Origin of the sequence: Mumia quercus (assembly GCF_025506335.1) — a bacterium.
In the GTDB taxonomy this organism is placed as follows: domain Bacteria; phylum Actinomycetota; class Actinomycetes; order Propionibacteriales; family Nocardioidaceae; genus Mumia; species Mumia quercus.
Map to the genome: position 1 here is coordinate 1 of NZ_JANZYO010000003.1, position 17,040 is coordinate 17,040.

The following is a 17,040-nucleotide window of genomic DNA, read 5'->3' on the forward strand; positions in this document are numbered from 1 at the left end:
ACACGAAGGCCTCCTTGGTGGGGAGCGGTTCCTTAGACAGCTCCACTCCACACCGGGAGGCCTTCACCCATCTACGACATCAGACAGTGTCGTCACAGTTCCTCGACCAACCTGCCTGGACATCACATCTAGTCCTGCCTCACTCGCCGAGGAGGTCGTGGAGCGCCGCGCGGTAGCGGCGGTAGGCGGTCCTCCCGGCCGACGTGAGCGCGTACGAGGTGGTCGAGCCGCGCCCGCGACCGCTCTTGTGGACCTTCACGTACCCGGCGGACTCCAGCGCGGACATCTGCTTCGACAGGTCCGACTCGCTGAGTCCGAGGTGCTCCACGAGGAACCGGAACGTGACGTGGTCGGAGCTGGTGAGGACCGCCATGGCGGCGAGCCGCTTCGGGGCGTGGATCACCGGGTCGAGGTCGGCGAGGCTCACGCGAGCCGGTCCCTGGTCGCGGCGGCGGCACGCGCGTAGGCGTGCTCGTACCACCACAGCCCGGTCCCGGCAGTGACGAACGCGACCGCCGCGCAGGCCCACCAGGGAGCGACCGCGACCACGGCCGCGTTCACCGCCAGCACGAGCGCCGCTCCGGCGAGGTAGCCCCTCATGACGCGGCGGACCTCGACCGGCTTGCGGCCGCGCATCGAGGGCATCGCCCCGTGGTAGCGCTGGTACCAGCCGACGTAGACGCCGATCAGCGACGCGAGCGCGAGGATGCCGACCACGGCGGCGATCTGTGCGGGCAGAGCGTCGCTGCGGCTGAGCCGGACGAGGGCGGCGAGGGCGGCAGCCCAGAGGGCGGCGGTGGGGACGAACCACCGGGGCGTGGGCGGGTTGTCGACGTACGGCGCGGCCTCGGCGCGCTCGAGCTCGCGAAGCTGGGCGCGGATCTCGACATCACTTTCCATGACGGAAACATATCGCTCAACTTTCCACTTGTGCAAGTGGAAAGTGAGATCGGTTCCGCCCCCTCCGGGCCCACCTGGGAGAATGGGGGGCGTGACGACTCCGAACGTGCTCGCGCTCCGCTACGCCTCGCCCGAGATGGTCCGCCTCTGGTCGCCCGAGCACAAGATCGTGCTCGAACGCCGCCTGTGGATCGCCGTCCTGGAGGCGCAGCGCGACCTCGGCATCGACACGCCCGACGGCGTCATCGAGGCGTACGAGGCCGTCGTCGACCAGGTCGACCTCGACTCCATCGCCGCGCGCGAGCGCGTCACCCGCCACGACGTCAAGGCGCGGATCGAGGAGTTCAACGCGCTCGCCGGCCACGAGCACATCCACAAGGGCATGACGTCGCGCGACCTCACCGAGAACGTCGAGCAGCTCCAGGTCCGCTCCTCGCTCGCCCTCGTCCGCGACCGGGCCGTCGCAGCGCTGGCGCGGCTGGCGGCCCGCGCGAGCGAGTACGAGGCGCTCGTGATGGCGGGGCGCAGCCACAACGTCCCCGCGCAGACGACCACGCTCGGCAAGCGCTTCGCGACCGTCGCCGACGAGATGCTGGTAGCCGTGTCGCGGTTGGAGGATCTGATCGCGCGCTACCCGATGCGCGGCATCAAGGGCCCCGTCGGCACCGCGCAGGACCAGCTCGACCTCCTCGGCGGCGACCGTGAGGCGCTGGCGACCCTGGAGAGCCGCGTCGCCGCGCACCTCGGGTTCGAGAACGTGCTCACCTCGGTCGGCCAGGTCTACCCGCGCTCGCTCGACTTCGACGCCGTCAGCGCGCTGGTGCAGCTGGTCGCCGGCCCGTCGAACCTCGCCACCACCGTGCGCCTCATGGCGGGCAACGAGCTCGTGACGGAAGGGTTCAAGCCCGGGCAGGTCGGCTCCTCGGCGATGCCGCACAAGATGAACTCCCGCTCCTGTGAACGCGTCAACGGGCTCGCCGTCGTCCTGCGCGGCTACCTGTCGATGATCGGCGAGCTCGCCGGCGACCAGTGGAACGAGGGCGACGTCTCCGACTCCGTCGTCCGCCGGGTCGCGCTGCCGGACGCCTTCTACGCCGCCGACGGCCTGTTCGAGACGTTCCTGACGGTGCTCGACGAGTTCGGTGCCTTCCCGGCGGTGGTGCAGCGCGAGCTCGACCGCTACCTGCCGTTCCTCGCCACGACCAAGATGCTGATGGCGGCGGTCCGCCACGGGGTCGGGCGCGAGGCGGCGCACGAGGCGATCAAGGAGCACGCCGTCGCCGTCGCGCTGGAGATGCGCGAGAAGGGGGCGAACGACAACGACCTGTTCGCCCGCCTCGCGGCCGACCCTCGCCTGGGCCTCACCCAGACCGACCTCGAGGCGCTGGTCGCCGAGCCGCTGTCGTTCACCGGTGCCGCGGTGCCGCAGGTCGAGACCGTGGTCGCGAAGGTCGCCGCGCTGGTCGAGCGGCACCCCGCCGCCGCTGCGTACGCGCCCGGCGACATCCTGTAGCGGCTCCTCAGCCGCGGTCGAGCCGCAGGACCGCCTCGCCGCCCGGTCGCACGACCTCGACGACGTCGATGCGGTCCGGGGGAACGGCGACGCCGCCGCGGAACGTCATCGACTCGCCGGGGCGGATCGACCAGGTCCCGAGCGGGTACGCCCGTCCGTCCACGTCGACGACGCGGAGGCCGTACGTCGTGGCCTGGCCCGCGCTGCCGTACCCGCCGCGGGCGCCGTACCGGCAGTCCAGGACGACCTCCGTGCCCCACGGCTCCTCGCTCAGGGTGGCGCTCGCCTGCACCGGCACGTCCACGAGCGCCGTGAGGGCGGTGGACGGGCCCGGGCTCGCCGTGTCGGTCGGCGGCGTCGAGCCCGGCCCCACCGCGACGACGACGGCGAGCGCGCCCGCCGCCACCGCCGCCGTCGCGCCCCCGAGCACCAGCCGCCGACGCCGCCGCTGGGCTCGCACCCGGCGCACCAGGGCGGGCAGCAGCGTGTCGGGCACCGGCGGAAGAGCCGGTCGTACGGTGAGGTCCTCCACGCTCGTCCGGGCGAGGGCAGGTCCCAGCGGCCGCAGCGCGGCCACCCGCTCACGGCAGGCGGTGCAACCGAGCAGATGGCGCTCGTACGCCGCGCGGTCGGCGTCGTCGAGCACCCCGAGCACGTAGGCCGCGTCGCTGGTGCCGTACGGGTCGCTCACGGGGGGCCTCCGCTGCTCTCGAGCGCCCGGCGCAGGGCGTGCAGGGCGTGATGGGTCCGGGACTTGACCGTCCCCTCCGGGATTCCGAGGCGAGCGGCGGCCTGCGCGACGGAGGCGCCGCGGTAGTAGGTCTCGAGCAGGACCTCTCGGTGGTCGTCCGACAGCGTCCGGAGCGCGTCGACGACGACCTGCCGGTCGAGGACCTGCTCGTCGGCCCCGCGGTGGTCCGGCGGCGCTTCCTCGGGCAGCTCGTCGGTCACGGTCTCGTGCCGTTGCGCTGCCGAGCGCCGCTGGTCGACCACGAGGTGCCGCGCGACCGTGAACAGCCAGGGGCGAGGTGAGCCGCGCGAGGGGTCGAGCACGTCCGGGTGGCGCCACGCGCGCACCAGCGTCTCCTGGACGACGTCCTGTGCCCGGGCGGCGTCCCCGTCGAGCAGGCGCACGGTGTACGACCACAGCGCGGCGGCGTGCGCGTCGTACAGGGCGCGCAGGAGCGCCTCGTCCGCGCTCGTCGTCGCGGGCGAGCTCATCGCCTCCACCCCTGAACGGGCATGTCCATGACACGAGACCGGGCGCCTCCCGGTTCACTCGATTGTCCGCCCGCCCGGCGTCGTCGGTCACGGTGAACCGGGCCCGCGTCCCTCTCGTGGTGAGGGCATGGGAGTCGTACGAGGGATGGCGGGCGTCCTCGGGGCGCTCGTGCTGCTGGCAGGGTGCGGGTCGGGCGGAGACGGTGAGGCCTCCGGGCCGCCGCCGACGACGGCCGACGGCGCCGCCGCGGTGGGGACGCGTGACCGCGGTGGAGAGACGTACCTGACGGACGCGGACGGGCGCGCGCTCTACCTGTGGGTCGCCGACACAGGGGCCGAGTCCACGTGCACGGGCCCGTGCGCGGACGCGTGGCCGCCGTTGCTGACCGACGGCGGGTCGACGAGCGAGGGAGCGGCCAAGTCGCAGGCGCTCGGGACGACCTCGCGGGCCGACGGCGCGACGCAGGTGACGTACGACGGGCACCCGCTGTACTACTACGTCGAGGACCAGGGCTCCGACGTGTCCGGCCAGGGCAGCGACGGCTTCGGCGCGAAGTGGTGGTTGGTCCAGCCGTCCGGCCAGGCGATCACGAGCGACCTGAGCGGCGGCGGTGGGGGCGGCTACGGCTACTGACGCGGCCGCCCCCGACGATCCGTACGGCGCCCGGTCAGCTGCTGGCGCGCATCGTCTTCGCGCCGACGAAGAGCCCCACGACGCAGGTGAGGAGGGCGGCGGCGGCGCCCGCGACCGCGTCCCCGTCCCAGGTCCCGGCGACCAGGGCGCGCTCCGCGTCCACGACGTACGTCAGCGGGTTGAGCCTCGACGCGACCTCGAGCCAGCCCGGCGCCCCTTCCAGCGGCAGCAGGATCCCGGCGAGCAGCATCACCGGGAAGAGCAGCGTCTGCTGCACGGCCCAGAACGCCCACTGGTTCTCCTTCACCGCGAGCGCCAGCGCGTACGACAGCGCGCCGAGGCCGACGCAGAACACCGCCAGCACCGTGAGGCCGACGACCAGCCCGGCGGCGTCCGGGCGGAAGCCGAACGGGATCGCCACGCCGATGATCACCAGCGCCTGCACGAGCGCCGGGACGATCTCCTTGAGCGCGCGACCGATCATCAGCGACGAGCGCGACAGCGGGCTGACCAGCGTCCGCTCGTGCGAGCCGGTCTGCATCTCGACCTGGAGGTTGGCGCCGGTCGTCGACGTGCCGAACAGCGACAGCATCACGATGACGCCTGGGACGAACCACTGCAGCGTGTCGGCCGTCGACTGCCCGGAGGACGCGACCAGCAGCGGGGTGAACAGCCCGAGGAAGAACAGCGGCTGGATGAGACCGAAGACGACCGAGAACGGGTCTCGGGCCACGGGACGCAGCTCGCGGCCGAAGACGAGCCCGATGTCGTGGAGCTGACCGGTCGGTCGGCTGGTCGTCGGGCCGGCCGCGGCCGGGGCCGGGTTGGTACGGGTGGGGGTGTCGAGGGCGGTCATGCCGCCACCTCCTCGGTGATGTCGGTACGGGCGTCGGTGCGGATGTCGGTGCGGCCCTCGCGCAGGCTGCGGCCGGTGAGGGCGAGGAAGACGTCGTCGAGCGTCGGGCGGGCGACCTCGACCGTCGCGGGGGCGAGGCCGGAGCTGGCGAGGTCGGCGAGGAAGCCGGTCACCATGGCGGCGCCGCCCGCGACCTGGACGTCCACGGCCGTGCCGTCCTGGACCACCTGCGCCGCCGGGTGCGCGGCTGCCGCGCGCTGCGCTGCGCGGGCGGCCTCGTCGGGTCCGGCGAAGGTCAGGGCGATCCGGTCTCCGGCATGCCGTGACTTGAGCGCGGCCGGTGAGTCGTCGGCGACCACCTGGCCGTGGTCGATGACGACGATCCGCTCCGCCAGGCTGTCGGCCTCCTCGAGGTAGTGGGTGGTCAGCACGACCGTCGCGCCGTGCTTGCGGCGCAGGTCGACGACGTGCTGCTGGAGGTTCGCGCGGTTCTGCGGGTCGAGTCCCGTCGACGGCTCGTCGAGGAACAGCAGGCCGGGGGAGTGGATGAGGCCCATCGCGATGTCGAGCCGGCGACGCTGCCCGCCCGAGAGGGTCATGACCTTCTGCGTCGCCTGCTCGGTCAGGCCGAGCGACTCCAGCAGCTCGTCGGCACGCGCACGCGACCCGGCGCGTGACAGGCCGTACGCCCGCCCGCTGGCGACCAGCTCGTCATTCACCCGCTGCGCGTGGCCGGCGCTGTTGCCCTGGCCGATGTAGCCGATCGCCCGCCGCACCGCGTGCTGGTCGCTCGTCACGTCGTAGCCGGCCACGTACGCCGACCCCGACGTCGGTGCGAGCAGGGTCGTCAGCATCCGCAGCGCCGTCGACTTGCCGGCGCCGTTCGGGCCGAGCAGCGCGACCATCTCGCCGGTGGCGATGTGGAGGTCGAGGTCCTTGACCGCCGTGACGGTCTTCTTGCCGGAACGGAACTCCTTGGTGAGTCCCCGGGTCTCGATCATCGTGTCCATGGATCAACGCTCTCGTAGCTTCCGGTCAGATCCTGTCCTGAATCCCGCCTTAGTCTGAGGGCATGGCTGGATCGAGCGAACGCATGCTGCGACTGCTGTCCCTGCTCCAGACGCACCGCTACTGGACGGGGCCCGAGCTCGCCGAGCGGCTCGACGTCAGCGAGCGCACCCTGCGCCGCGACGTCGACCGGCTGCGGACCCTCGGCTATCCCGTGGACGCGACCCGCGGGACCGCCGGCGGCTACCAGCTGCAGGCCGGCGCCTCGCTGCCTCCGCTGCTGGTCTCCGACGACGAGGCGGTCGCGATCGCGGTGGGGCTGCAGTCCTCGGCGGGCACGGGGGCGAGCGCCTTCGACGACGCCGCGGTGCGGGCGCTGAGCAAGATCGTCCAGGTGATGCCGCCACGGCTACGTCGACGCGTGAAGGCGTTGCAGGACTACACCGACCGAGGGCCGATGTACGGCCCGTCCGTCGACGCGGTGCTGCTGTCGGTGCTCGCCCAGACCTGCCGCGACGACGAACGCCTCGAGCTCGTCTACCACCGCGCCGACGGCGAGCGCTCGCGCCGTACGGTCGAGCCGCACCGCCTCGTCTCGCTCGGCCGTCGTTGGTACCTCGTCGCGTACGACCTCGGCCGCGGCGACTGGCGTACGTTCCGCGTCGACCGGATGTCCGAGCCCCGCTCGACCGGCGTCCGGTTCCGCCAGCGCGAGCTGCCCGCCCCGGACGCCGCGATGTACGTCAACGAGAAGATCGCCGCGCTGCGTCCCACCACGGACGTGTCGTTCGTGGTGCACGCGCCGGCGGAGAAGGTCGTGGGGGCCGTGCGCTGGTGGGGGACGGTCGAGGCCGACGGCGACGCGCGGTGCCGCGTCACGATGAGCGTGGACACGTTCGACTGGGTGGTGTTCGTGCTCGCCTCCGTGGGCGCCCCGTACGAGCAGGCCGAGCCGCCCGCGCTCGCCGAGCACCTGGGACGCGCAGGGCGCCTGCTGGCCGGTTAGGCCTCGACACGGCGGCGCGCTCCTGGCAGGGTAAGCGGACGCTTAGTCGCACGCGGAGGAGCCCCATGACCGAGATCCACGGCACGTACGACGACCGCTTCGCGCCGCTGGTCGACGAGCTCGCGCGGCGGGTCGACTCCGGAGACGAGGTGGGTGCCTCGCTCGCGGTCGCGCAGGGCGGCCGCATGGTCGTCGACGTCTGGGGCGGGCACGCCGACGCGGAGCGGACGACGCCGTGGCGCGAGGACACCGTCACGAACGTCTGGTCGTGCACCAAGACGGTCACGGCGCTCGCCGCCCTGATGCTGCACGACCGCGGAGACCTCGACGTGTACGAGAAGGTCGCCGCGTACTGGCCGGAGTTCGCCGCAAACGGCAAGTCGCACGTCGAGGTGCGCCACCTGCTCGCGCACACCTCAGGGGTGCCGGCGCTCGAGCAGCCGTGCGCCGTCGAAGAGCTCTTCGACGCCGAGACCGCTGCGGCGCGGTTCGCTACCCAGGCGCCGTGGTGGGAGCCGGGGACAGCGTCGGGATACCACGCGATCAACTACGGGCACCTGGTCGGCGAGGTCGTGCGGCGGGTCACCGGTCGCTCCCTCAAGCAGTTCGTCGCCGAGGAGATCGCGGGTCCGCTCGGCGCCGACTTCACGATCGGCCTGCCCGCCGACGCGTACGACCGGGTGAGCCCGATCATCGCCCCGACGGGTGTCGAGATGCCGCCCGGAGTCGAGCCCGGGCCGCTCGCGATGCAGACCCTCGGCGGGCCGCTGCTGCACGCCACGGTCGCGCTGTCGGACGAGTGGCGCGCGGCCGACATCGGCGGCGCGAACGGCCACGGCAACGCCCGCGCGCTGGCGACGATCCAGTCCGCGGTCAGCAACGGCGGCGTGGCCGCGGGCGGGCACAAGCTGCTCGGCCCGAGCACGCTCGACCTCATCTTCGACGAGCAGGTGAACGGCCCCGACCTCGTGCTCGGGGCGCCGCTGCGGTGGGGGATCGGCTACGCCCTCGTCGACCCGGCCACGCAGCCGTACCTCCCTGATGGCCGGATCTGCCACTGGGGAGGGTGGGGCGGCTCGTTCGTGGTGAACGACCTCGACCGGCACGTGACCGCGACCTACGCGATGAACCGGATGAGCAACGGGCTGCTCGGCTCGCACCGCGGCGAGGGCTACGTGCGCACGTTGTACGCCTGCCTCGACGCCTAGACTCGGCCAGGTGAGCGCGCCGTACGACGTCCCCGGAGCCACCCACGTCTACTCCGGCAAGGTCCGCGACCTGTACGAGCTGCCGAACGGCAACCTCCTCATGGTCGCCAGCGACCGGATCTCGGCGTACGACCACGCGCTCGACCCGCCGATCCCGGACAAGGGCGAGATCCTCACCCGGATGTCGCTGTGGTGGTTCGACCAGCTGAGCGACGTCGCTCCGAACCACGTCGTGTCGACCGACGTCCCCGACGTCGTCGCCGGGCGGGCCATCGAGGTCGAGCGGCTCGACATGGTGCAGGTCGAGTGCATCGCGCGCGGCTACCTCACCGGGTCGGGCCTCGCCGACTATCGCGCGACCGGCGTCGTCTCGGGCCTCGCCCTCCCGGACGGCCTGACCGACGGCTCGCGGCTGCCCGAGCCGATCTTCACGCCGAGCACCAAGGCCGCGTACGGCGGCCACGACGAGCCGATCTCGTACGAGGACGTGGTCGGCCTCGTCGGCGAGGACCTTGCGGCCCGCCTGCGCGACCTCACGCTCGAGGTGTACGCCCGCGGGGAGGCGATCGCGCGCGAGCGGGGCATCATCGTCGCCGACACCAAGATCGAGATCGGCCTGCGGCCCGACGGCACGCTGGTGCTCGCCGACGAGCTGCTCACGCCCGACTCGTCTCGCTTCTGGCCGGCCGACCAGTGGGAGCCCGGCCACGCCCAGCCGTCGTACGACAAGCAGTTCGTCCGCGACTGGTTGACGTCGCCGGAGTCGGGGTGGGACCGCGCCTCGGACACGCCGCCGCCGCGGCTGCCGGACGACATCGTGGCGCGGACCCGGGCGCGGTACGTCGAGGCGTACGAGACGCTGACCGGGTCGACGTTCTGACGGCCGCGACGCGATGACCCGGTGCGACCTGCGTCACGTGGTCCGTGTCACTCTTGGGCGACGTACTCGCCAGTAGAATAGGAGCACCCGGTGAGCAACCTGGCTTCCTTCCTCGACCACTCCGCCGCCCAGTACCCCGAGCGGACGGCGATCGTCTTCGGTGACCTGCGCCTCAGCTATGCGCAGGTCGACGGCGCCGCCAACCAGGTGGCCAACCTGCTGGCCTCGCGCGGCATCGGGCACGGCGACAAGGTCGCGCTCTCGGCTCCGAACGTCCCGTACTTCTCGATCGTCTACTACGGCATCCTCAAGGCCGGAGCGACGGTCGTGCCGCTCAACGTGCTCAACAAGGCGCGCGAGGTGACGTACTACCTCGACGACTCCGACGCGCGTGCCCTGTTCGCGTTCGAGGGCACCGCGGAGCTCCCCATCGGCGCCGAGTCGTGGAAGGGCTTCAACGACGCCGCCGAGTGCGACAACTTCTTCCTCATCACGGTCGACCCCACCGCGCCGTCGCCGATCGAGGGTGCCGAGACGTTCGCGTCCGCGGTGGCGAACCAGCCGCCCACGTTCGACACGGTCGAGACCGCCGACGACGACACCGCCGTCATCCTCTACACCAGCGGGACGACCGGGCAGCCCAAGGGCGCGGAGCTGACCCACGCCAACATGCGCAGCAACGCCCTCGTCGGCGACCGGCTCTTCGGCGCCGACGCGGCCAACCCCGACACGTATCTTTGCGTCCTGCCGCTGTTCCACTCCTTCGGGCAGACCGTCATCCAGAACGGCGCTTTCGCCTTCGGCGGCACGATCGTGATGCTGCCGCGCTTCGAGGCGGGCGCCGCGCTCCAGCTGCTCGTCCGCGAGAAGGTCACCTTCTTCGCCGGTGTCCCGACGATGTACTGGGGCCTGCTCGGGGCACTCGAGGGCAGCGGCGTCGAGGCGTCGCAGATCGCCGACAACCTGCGCGTCGCCGCCGCCGGCGGGTCCTCGCTGCCGGTCGAGATCATCCGCGAGTTCAAGGCACGCTTCGGCGTCGACATCCGCGAGGGCTACGGCCTGTCGGAGACCTCGCCCGTCGCCAGCTTCGCGCCCCCGGGTGCCGAGCCGCGGCCGGGCTCGATCGGCACGCCGATCCCGGACGTCGAGATGAAGCTCATCGACCCGGAGTGGAAGGAGGTCACCGAGGTCGGCGAGATCGGTGAGATCGCGATCAAGGGCCCGAACATCATGAAGGGCTACTACAACCGCCCCGAAGCGACCGCCGAGGTCATCAAGGACGGGTGGTTCCGGTCGGGCGACCTCGCCCGTAAGGACGAGGACGGCTTCTACTACATCGTCGACCGCGCCAAGGACATGATCATCCGCGGCGGCTTCAACGTGTACCCGCGCGAGCTGGAGGAGGTCCTGATGACCCACCCGGCGGTGTCGCTGGTCGCGGTCGTCGGGGTCCCGCACGACAGCCACGGCGAGGAGGTCAAGGCCGTCGTCATCAAGAACCCCGGCGACGAGACCACCGAGGAGGAGCTGGTCGCGTGGGCCAAGGAGCAGATGGCGGCCTACAAGTACCCGCGCATCGTCGAGTTCCGTGACGAGCTCCCGATGACGGCCACCGGCAAGATCCTCAAGCGCGAGATCTGAGCGCGAAGGCGGCTTCCGGGGGCGGGTAGACTCGCCCCCGGAATCCCGTCCCGCCTCCCAAGGAGTGCCACCGTGGCTCGTGTCGTCGTCGACGTCATGCCCAAGCCGGAGATCCTCGACCCCCAGGGCAAGGCCGTCCATGGCGCGCTCGACCGGCTCGGCTTCGGCGGAGTCGCCGACGTCCGACAGGGCAAGCGCTTCGAGCTCGAGGTCGAGGGCGAGATCACCGAGGAGCGTCTCGCCGAGATCCGTACGCTCGCCGAGACCCTGCTGTCGAACCCGGTGATCGAGGACTTCGCCGTCCGCGTCGAGGAGCCGGTGGCCGACGAGGGCCTGGGCGCATGAAGGTCGGGGTCGTCACCTTCCCGGGGTCGCTCGACGACGTCGACGCCCAGCGGGCCGTCCGTCTGGCCGGCGCCGAGCCCGTCGCGCTGTGGCACGGCGACCACGCGCTCAAGTCCGTCGACGCCGTCATCCTCCCCGGCGGCTTCTCGTACGGCGACTACCTGCGCTGCGGGGCGATCGCCCGGTTCGCGCCGGTGATGCGGGAGGTCGTGGACGCCGCGAACGGCGGCATGCCCGTCCTCGGCATCTGCAACGGCTTCCAGATCCTCTGCGAGTCCCACCTGCTTCCCGGCGCGCTGATCCGCAACGACCACCGCAAGTTCGTCTGCCGAGACCAGCGCCTGCGCATCGACAACGCCGCCACCGCCTGGACCAACGGGTACGAGGCGGGCGACGAGATCGTGATCCCGCTCAAGAACGGCGAGGGCGGCTTCGTCGCCGACGAGCTCACGCTCGACCTGCTCGAGGGCGAGGGCCGCGTCGTCGCCCGCTACCTCGAGGACAACCCGAACGGCTCCATGCGCGACATCGCCGGCATCACCAACGAGCGCGGCAACGTCGTCGGTCTCATGCCGCACCCGGAGCACGCGGTCGAGGACCTGTGCGGGCCCGGCACCGACGGGCTCCCGTTCTTCACCTCCGTGCTCAACGCGCTGGTGGCCGGCTGACCAGGTAGGCCCACACGCCGACGCTGAGCAGGAGCGACACGGTCGCTCCGCGTACGTCGGGCGCGAGGAGCATCGGCGTCACGGTGAGCAGCAGGACGTCGAAGCCCGCGATGATGCTCCCGTACAGGTTGGTCGGGACCGCTCCGGCGGGCGTCGCGATCAGCGGCCTGGTGTAGTCGGGCGGACGCCGGGTCGTCCATCGCACGCCCGACGCGGCCGCCGCTGCGCCGACCGCCAGACCGCAGGCGAGGGCGGCGCCAGGGTCGGCGTCGCCCTCCCTCATGGCCGCCGTCGTCGCGGCCCCGTACGCCAGCGCGGCCAGCGTCGGCAGTGCCGCCGTCATCACCTGGGCGAGGGCGCTGGAGAACGGCAGCGCCCTCGCGACCGACGGCCCGCGGGAGACGACGCGCAGGCCGCTGAGCAGCGGGAGGCAGGCCGCGAACCCTGCCGCCGCGGCCACGAGCACGACGAACCGTCCGGTGCCCGCTGCCGCCGCCGCGTACGGGACGACGACGGTCCCCGCGAGCACGACGAGCCGGTGAGGGCTGCGCCGGAGCCGTCGCAGCTCGCTCGTCAGGAGCGCCAGGGCGCCGCCGGGGCCTCCGCGTCCCGACCGCACCGCGCCGCGGTCGCGCCAGCGGTGGGCGAGCACGACGTCGTAGGCGAGCGCGAGGTCGAGCGTCGCGAGCGCACCGGACAGCCCGGGGGCCAGCTCGCCGCCGCCGGCGACGTCGCGACGGCGGAGCCTCCCCAGGTGCCGCCAGGCGGCGATGCTGCCGAGGACCGCCGCCGCAGCAGCTGCGACCACCACGACCACCGTGACGGGTCCTCCCACCGGGAGCAGGGGCACCGAGGGCGCCTCGCCGACGGCCACCGCCGCGACCGCCGCCCAGAGGACGACGACGAGCACCCACTGGGCCCCCGCCACGAGGCTGCGGCGGTCGTGCTCCTGGGCGTACGCGCACGTGGCGGCGACCACCGAGGCGAGCAGCGCCGCGGTCGCCGTGAACGCCAGGCCTTCCCCGCGCGAGGCGCCGGCCAGGAGGACTCCGACACCGGTCGCGGCGCAGGTCACGAGCAGCGTCGTCAGCAGGACCCGCGCGAGCCGAGGTCGTAGCAGCGCCGCCCGGTCGAGCGGGCTGGACACGAGCCAGGTCGCGTCCGCCGGGGTCACGTAGACGGGGCCGAACAGGCGCGAGGCCCCGACGACCGCGAGCAGGGACGCTCCGGCGACGAGCCACGGGACGAGGCTGCGTGCGTCGCTGCACGCCGCCGACGCGCACAGTCGGTCGGTCACCGCGCCGGCCTGGACGACGGCGTTCACGAACATCCCGCCGAGCATGACCGTCGCGAACACGGCCACGTAGGCGTCCTGGAGCGCGTCGACCAGGCGTACGGAGGCCCGTCCGCGCCGCCAGTGGCGGATCTCTGCCCGGAGCGCCCGGATCTCTGCCCGGCTCAGCGGGAGGTCCCGAGCGTGAGCACCTGGTCGGCGACGGCCTCGACGAGCGCCGGCTCGTGGCTGGCCATGAGGATCGCGGTGCCGTCCGCCTTCTCGCGCTGGAGCCGACCGGCGAGCCAGGCGACGCCCTCGGTGTCGAGGCGCTGCTCCGGCTCGTCCAGGACCAGCAGCCGTCGCGGGCGGACGAACGCGCTCGCGAGCGCGAAGCGGCGCCGCTGGCCCGAGGAGAGCGTGCCCGGGAGCTGGCTCGCCTGGGCGACGAGGCCGACGTCGCGGAGGACGTCGTCGACGACCGCCTCGGCGTCGGGGACCCGGTGCGCCCGCGCGAAGAGGTCGAGGTGCTCGACGACGCTGAGATCGGGGAAGTGGTCGAGGTCGTCCATCACGGTCGCCAGCGCAGCCCGGACGCCCGCCTTGCGCTCGTCCAACGGCTCGCCGTCCCAGGTGACTGTCCCCTCGGTGGGCGTGTCGGCGCCGGTCACGCAGCGCAGGACGGTCGACTTGCCGCTGCCGTTGCTGCCCACCAGCGCGAGCGCCTGCCCCGCGCCGACGTCGAGGTCGAGGCCGCTCACGACGTCGACGTCGGCGTACCGGCGTCGCAGACCGCGTACCTCCAGGAGCGCCACGACGTCAGTATGGTGGACGCCATGAGCGAGGACTCCCGCCGCATCGAGGTCGTCGACAACACGGACGAGCAGCGCTACGACCTCACCGTGGACGGTGAGCTCAGCGGATCGATCGTCTACCGCGACCCGCGGCCAGGCGTACGCCAGCTCGTCCACACCGAGGTGCGCCCCGAGCTGAGCGGGCAGGGGCTGGCCTCCGTCCTCGCCCGAGCCGCCCTCGACGACATCCGTGCCAAGGGGTGGAAGGTCGTCCCGACCTGCCCTTACGTCGCCTCGTACGTGCAGAAGCACGACGAGTACGAGGCTCTCGTCCTCGAGCGCTGACGGCCGCGCCCTCGAGTAGCGCCTCACCCGCTCTAGGGTGAGGATCGTGTCACCCCCCGTGACGAAGGAAAGATTCGGTACTCGGGGAGGATCCGCTCGATGGTCGCCAAGCTCCTGACGTGGTCGCTCACGCTGTCGGTGATCGCCGCGCTCAGTCTCGTCGGGGGATCCGGCAAAGGACCGGCTGACGAGCCCGGGGAGAGCCTCGAGCGGATGCTGGTCGCGATGGGCAACCGCGAGTACGAGGACGCCTGCCGCATCACGGTGCAGGACGGCGCTCCGGTCGACGACGGCGATCTTGACGAGTGCGTGACGACGATGCGCGTCTTCGTCGAAGGGCTGCGTCCCGCAGACGTGCAGGCCCTGCGGCAGGCCACGGTCCCGGACGTGCCCGCCGAGGGCAAGACCGCGGAGATCCCGGGCACGCGGATTCCGCGGATCCCGCCGGCCTTCGCCGAGGGGGCGTTCGAGCTCGTCCGGATCGATGACCTCTGGTACGTGGTGGTGACGACGTCATGACCGACGCTCCGCCCCGGCACCGGGAGAGACCGGCCCGCAGACGTGCGCTGCTGATCGCCGCCCTCGTGGCGGGGATCGCGCTGACCGGGGTGGTGAGCCTGATGTCGGGACTGGGGACGGTCGGCGCCCGTGGGTCGCACGCGCAGACGACGGTCGACGTGCCGTCGACTCCGGCGCGCAGCGTCGAGATGCTCCTGCACGCGCTCGGGGAAGGTGACGTGGGAGCGGCATGCGCCGTCGCCGCCCCGGACGGCCTGCCCATCCGCACCGACCACGCCCTCAAGCGTTGCGAGAAGGCGCTGGAGCGGCTGATGAACGACCTCGACCCGCGTGTGCTGGAGGGATACCGCGACGTCTCGGTCCGTGGGGCCCGTGTCGAGGGCGGCAACGCGACGGTCGAGCCGCGCCACCTCGTGGACGCGCCGGTCGGCATGCGCAACGCCGTTTTCGTCCTCGTGCGCGCCGGCGGTGCCTGGTACGTCGTGGTCTGACCTGACCGTCGCGTCCGAGGCGGCGGTGGTCCATGCTGGGGGGCGTGTTCGTGCGCGCACCCCGACTTCCTCGCAGTGTCAGCCTGCTCGGCCCGGCCTTCGTCGCCGCCGTCGCGTACGTCGACCCGGGCAACGTGGCGACCAACGTCACCGCGGGCGCGACCTTCGGTTACACCCTGGTCTGGGTCGTCGTCCTCGCCAACGCGATGGCCGTGATCGTCCAGTACCTGTCGGCCAAGCTCGGCATCGTCACCGGGCAGTCCCTGGCCTCGCACATGGGGGAGAAGCTGCCGCGTCCCGCGCGCATCGCGTACTGGCTGCAGGCCGAGGGCGTCGCCATCGCCACCGACGTCGCCGAGGTGGTCGGCGGTGCTGTCGCCCTGTCGCTGCTCTTCGACCTGCCGCTGCTGATCGGCGCGGTCGTGACCGTGCTGGTCTCGATGGTGGTCCTGCGCATCGGCGACCGGTTCGGGCAGAGCGTCCTCGAGCGGGTCGTGATCGGGTTCCTGCTGCTCATCGCCGCCGGGTTCACGGCCGGACTCTTCGTCGCGCCGCCTGACGCGGGCGCCGTCGCCGACGGGCTCGTTCCGCAGTTCGACGGGACCGAGAGCCTGCTCCTGTCGTCGGCGATCATCGGCGCCACGGTGATGCCGCACGTCATCTACCTCCACTCCGGACTCACGGCCGGCCGCCTGGGCGTCCGCGGCCAGCGACGTACGGTCGCGGAGCTGCTCGGGGCCACGCGCGTCGACGTGGTCGTCGCCCTCCTGGTCGCCGGCACGCTCAACCTCGCCCTCCTCCTCACCGCGGCGACGAGCCTGGCGGGCAAGGAGGGCACCGACACGCTCGACGGCGTGCACGCGCTCCTGACCTCCGAGCTGGGCGCCGGTGTGGCGCTGCTGTTCGCAGTGGCGCTGCTCGGGTCGGGGCTCGCGTCGACGTCGGTCGGCTGCGCGGCCGGTGCCGAGGTCATGCACGGCCTGCTGCGGCGCCGTGTCCCGCTGATGCTGCGCCGGATCGTGACGGTGATCCCTGCGCTCGTGGTGCTGGCGCTGGGGGTGGAGCCGTCATGGGCGCTGGTGGTCTCGCAGGTCGTGCTGTCCGTCGGGATCCCGTTCGCCCTCGTGCCGCTGCTGTGGCTCACCGCCCGACGCTCGGTGATGGGGGAGTGGGTCAACCGGACCGTGACCACCACCCTCGCCGCGGTCATCGCCGGGCTCGTGATCGCGCTCAACCTGGCGCTCCTCGTCCTGACCTTCAGCTGAACGTGCGCCGCTCTATGCTGCGGGCATGGACCAGCGCCTCAGCTTCCTCACGCTCGCTGTCGCCGACGTCGCCCGGAGCCGCGCGTTCTTCGTCGAGGGCCTGGGGTGGCAGGAGAGCCTGTACGTCCCCGGCGACGTCCTCATGATCCGTGTCGGCGAGCGCCTCGTCCTCTCCCTCTGGGACCGGGCGGCCTTCGAGGCAGAGGTGGGCCCGATCGCGACGGGCGAGGGGTTCGCGCCGTTGACGTTGGCGCACAACGTCGCGTCGCCCGCCGACGTCGACGAGGTCCTCGAGGAGGCGGCCGCCGCAGGAGCGACCGTACGGTCGACGGGCACCGAGCGCGAGTGGGGCGGGTACAGCGGCTACTTCGTCGATCCCGACGGGTTCGCGTGGGAGGTCGCCTACAACCCCGGGCCGATCGGCCAGGACCTCCTCCCGTGAGCGAGGGCGGCGTCAGCTCTTGACGTCTCCC

Annotated in this window: 21 protein-coding genes; 13 read left to right on the forward strand and 8 right to left on the reverse strand. The window is 72.4% G+C overall.

Annotated features, from left to right (window positions below; genetic code table 11):
• Nucleotides 1–139 precede the first annotated feature (139 nt).
• Nucleotides 140–427, reverse strand: a complete 288-nt coding sequence (locus NYZ95_RS06600) for a transcriptional regulator (RefSeq protein WP_262849968.1) — start codon at nt 425–427, stop codon at nt 140–142.
• Nucleotides 424–900, reverse strand: coding sequence for a hypothetical protein (locus NYZ95_RS06605; protein WP_262849970.1), 477 nt, complete (start codon nt 898–900; stop codon nt 424–426). Before NYZ95_RS06605 ends, NYZ95_RS06600 begins: the two co-directional genes overlap by 4 nt.
• A gap of 91 nt (nt 901–991) precedes the next feature.
• Here NYZ95_RS06605 and purB point away from each other — a divergent pair, with 91 nt between their 5' ends.
• Nucleotides 992–2,413 carry an adenylosuccinate lyase gene (gene purB, locus NYZ95_RS06610; RefSeq protein WP_443677471.1) on the forward strand — a complete coding sequence of 474 codons (1,422 nt, stop codon included), beginning with the start codon at nt 992–994 and terminating at the stop codon, nt 2,411–2,413.
• A gap of 7 nt (nt 2,414–2,420) precedes the next feature.
• Here the strand turns inward: purB and NYZ95_RS06615 are convergent, their stop codons facing one another.
• Both NYZ95_RS06615 and NYZ95_RS06620 read right to left on the reverse strand, forming a co-directional pair.
• Nucleotides 2,421–3,104: an anti-sigma factor family protein gene (locus NYZ95_RS06615; protein ID WP_262849974.1), complete on the reverse strand. Its 684-nt coding sequence runs from the start codon at nt 3,102–3,104 to the stop codon at nt 2,421–2,423.
• Entirely contained in the window at nt 3,101–3,634 is a 534-nt protein-coding gene (locus NYZ95_RS06620) for a sigma-70 family RNA polymerase sigma factor (RefSeq protein ID WP_262849976.1), read from the reverse strand. The genes NYZ95_RS06615 and NYZ95_RS06620 overlap by 4 nt, the downstream gene beginning before the upstream one ends.
• 127 nt (nt 3,635–3,761) lie before the next feature.
• Here NYZ95_RS06620 and NYZ95_RS06625 point away from each other — a divergent pair, with 127 nt between their 5' ends.
• On the forward strand, nt 3,762–4,268 hold the full coding sequence (locus NYZ95_RS06625) for a COG4315 family predicted lipoprotein (RefSeq protein ID WP_262849978.1): 507 nt from the start codon (nt 3,762–3,764) through the stop codon (nt 4,266–4,268).
• Nucleotides 4,269–4,302: 34 nt separating this feature from the next.
• Here the strand turns inward: NYZ95_RS06625 and NYZ95_RS06630 are convergent, their stop codons facing one another.
• Together NYZ95_RS06630 and NYZ95_RS06635 are read right to left on the reverse strand one after the other, a co-directional pair.
• The gene (locus NYZ95_RS06630; protein WP_262849980.1) at nt 4,303–5,124 is read right to left on the reverse strand and encodes an ABC transporter permease; all 822 of its coding nucleotides are present in this window, start codon (nt 5,122–5,124) and stop codon (nt 4,303–4,305) included.
• Entirely contained in the window at nt 5,121–6,134 is a 1,014-nt protein-coding gene (locus NYZ95_RS06635) for an ABC transporter ATP-binding protein (protein ID WP_308212227.1), read from the reverse strand. Before NYZ95_RS06635 ends, NYZ95_RS06630 begins: the two co-directional genes overlap by 4 nt.
• Nucleotides 6,135–6,196: 62 nt before the next feature.
• Here NYZ95_RS06635 and NYZ95_RS06640 point away from each other — a divergent pair, with 62 nt between their 5' ends.
• The 6 genes from NYZ95_RS06640 to purQ all read left to right on the forward strand — a co-directional run bounded on the left by NYZ95_RS06640 (nt 6,197) and on the right by purQ (nt 11,880).
• Entirely contained in the window at nt 6,197–7,138 is a 942-nt protein-coding gene (locus tag NYZ95_RS06640) for a helix-turn-helix transcriptional regulator (protein WP_262849982.1), read from the forward strand.
• A 65-nt stretch (nt 7,139–7,203) separates the two neighbouring features.
• A complete protein-coding gene (locus tag NYZ95_RS06645; protein WP_262849984.1) occupies nt 7,204–8,346 on the forward strand; it encodes a serine hydrolase domain-containing protein in 1,143 nt (380 codons plus the stop codon).
• A 10-nt stretch (nt 8,347–8,356) separates the two neighbouring features.
• Nucleotides 8,357–9,226: a phosphoribosylaminoimidazolesuccinocarboxamide synthase gene (locus NYZ95_RS06650; protein ID WP_262849986.1), complete on the forward strand. Its 870-nt coding sequence runs from the start codon at nt 8,357–8,359 to the stop codon at nt 9,224–9,226.
• A 90-nt stretch (nt 9,227–9,316) separates the two neighbouring features.
• Entirely contained in the window at nt 9,317–10,867 is a 1,551-nt protein-coding gene (locus tag NYZ95_RS06655; RefSeq protein ID WP_262849988.1) for a long-chain-fatty-acid--CoA ligase, read from the forward strand.
• Between the two features lie 72 nt (nt 10,868–10,939).
• Nucleotides 10,940–11,212 (forward strand): phosphoribosylformylglycinamidine synthase subunit PurS, encoded by a 273-nt coding sequence (purS, locus tag NYZ95_RS06660; RefSeq protein WP_262849989.1) that lies wholly within the window; start codon nt 10,940–10,942, stop codon nt 11,210–11,212.
• Nucleotides 11,209–11,880: a phosphoribosylformylglycinamidine synthase subunit PurQ gene (gene purQ, locus NYZ95_RS06665; protein WP_262849991.1), complete on the forward strand. Its 672-nt coding sequence runs from the start codon at nt 11,209–11,211 to the stop codon at nt 11,878–11,880. The genes purS and purQ overlap by 4 nt, the downstream gene beginning before the upstream one ends.
• On the opposite strand, the gene NYZ95_RS06670 is transcribed toward purQ, so the two are convergent.
• Both NYZ95_RS06670 and NYZ95_RS06675 read right to left on the reverse strand, forming a co-directional pair.
• Nucleotides 11,858–13,243 carry a DUF6297 family protein gene (locus tag NYZ95_RS06670; protein ID WP_262849993.1) on the reverse strand — a complete coding sequence of 462 codons (1,386 nt, stop codon included), beginning with the start codon at nt 13,241–13,243 and terminating at the stop codon, nt 11,858–11,860. The two genes, purQ and NYZ95_RS06670, sit on opposite strands and share 23 nt — an antisense overlap.
• Nucleotides 13,244–13,338: 95 nt before the next feature.
• A complete protein-coding gene (locus tag NYZ95_RS06675; RefSeq protein ID WP_372500455.1) occupies nt 13,339–13,968 on the reverse strand; it encodes an ABC transporter ATP-binding protein in 630 nt (209 codons plus the stop codon).
• Nucleotides 13,969–13,989: 21 nt separating this feature from the next.
• Between NYZ95_RS06675 and NYZ95_RS06680 the strand changes: the two genes are divergently transcribed.
• From NYZ95_RS06680 to NYZ95_RS06700, 5 genes are all read left to right on the forward strand, one after another.
• Entirely contained in the window at nt 13,990–14,292 is a 303-nt protein-coding gene (locus NYZ95_RS06680) for a GNAT family N-acetyltransferase (protein WP_262849995.1), read from the forward strand.
• 99 nt (nt 14,293–14,391) lie between these two features.
• Nucleotides 14,392–14,811, forward strand: a complete 420-nt coding sequence (locus tag NYZ95_RS06685) for a hypothetical protein (protein ID WP_262849997.1) — start codon at nt 14,392–14,394, stop codon at nt 14,809–14,811.
• Nucleotides 14,808–15,302, forward strand: coding sequence for a hypothetical protein (locus tag NYZ95_RS06690; protein ID WP_262849998.1), 495 nt, complete (start codon nt 14,808–14,810; stop codon nt 15,300–15,302). The genes NYZ95_RS06685 and NYZ95_RS06690 overlap by 4 nt, the downstream gene beginning before the upstream one ends.
• A 44-nt stretch (nt 15,303–15,346) precedes the next feature.
• The gene (locus tag NYZ95_RS06695; protein ID WP_372500456.1) at nt 15,347–16,567 is read left to right on the forward strand and encodes an Nramp family divalent metal transporter; all 1,221 of its coding nucleotides are present in this window, start codon (nt 15,347–15,349) and stop codon (nt 16,565–16,567) included.
• A gap of 25 nt (nt 16,568–16,592) precedes the next feature.
• Nucleotides 16,593–17,009 carry a VOC family protein gene (locus NYZ95_RS06700; protein ID WP_262850000.1) on the forward strand — a complete coding sequence of 139 codons (417 nt, stop codon included), beginning with the start codon at nt 16,593–16,595 and terminating at the stop codon, nt 17,007–17,009.
• The last annotated feature ends 31 nt before the right edge of the window (nt 17,010–17,040 follow it).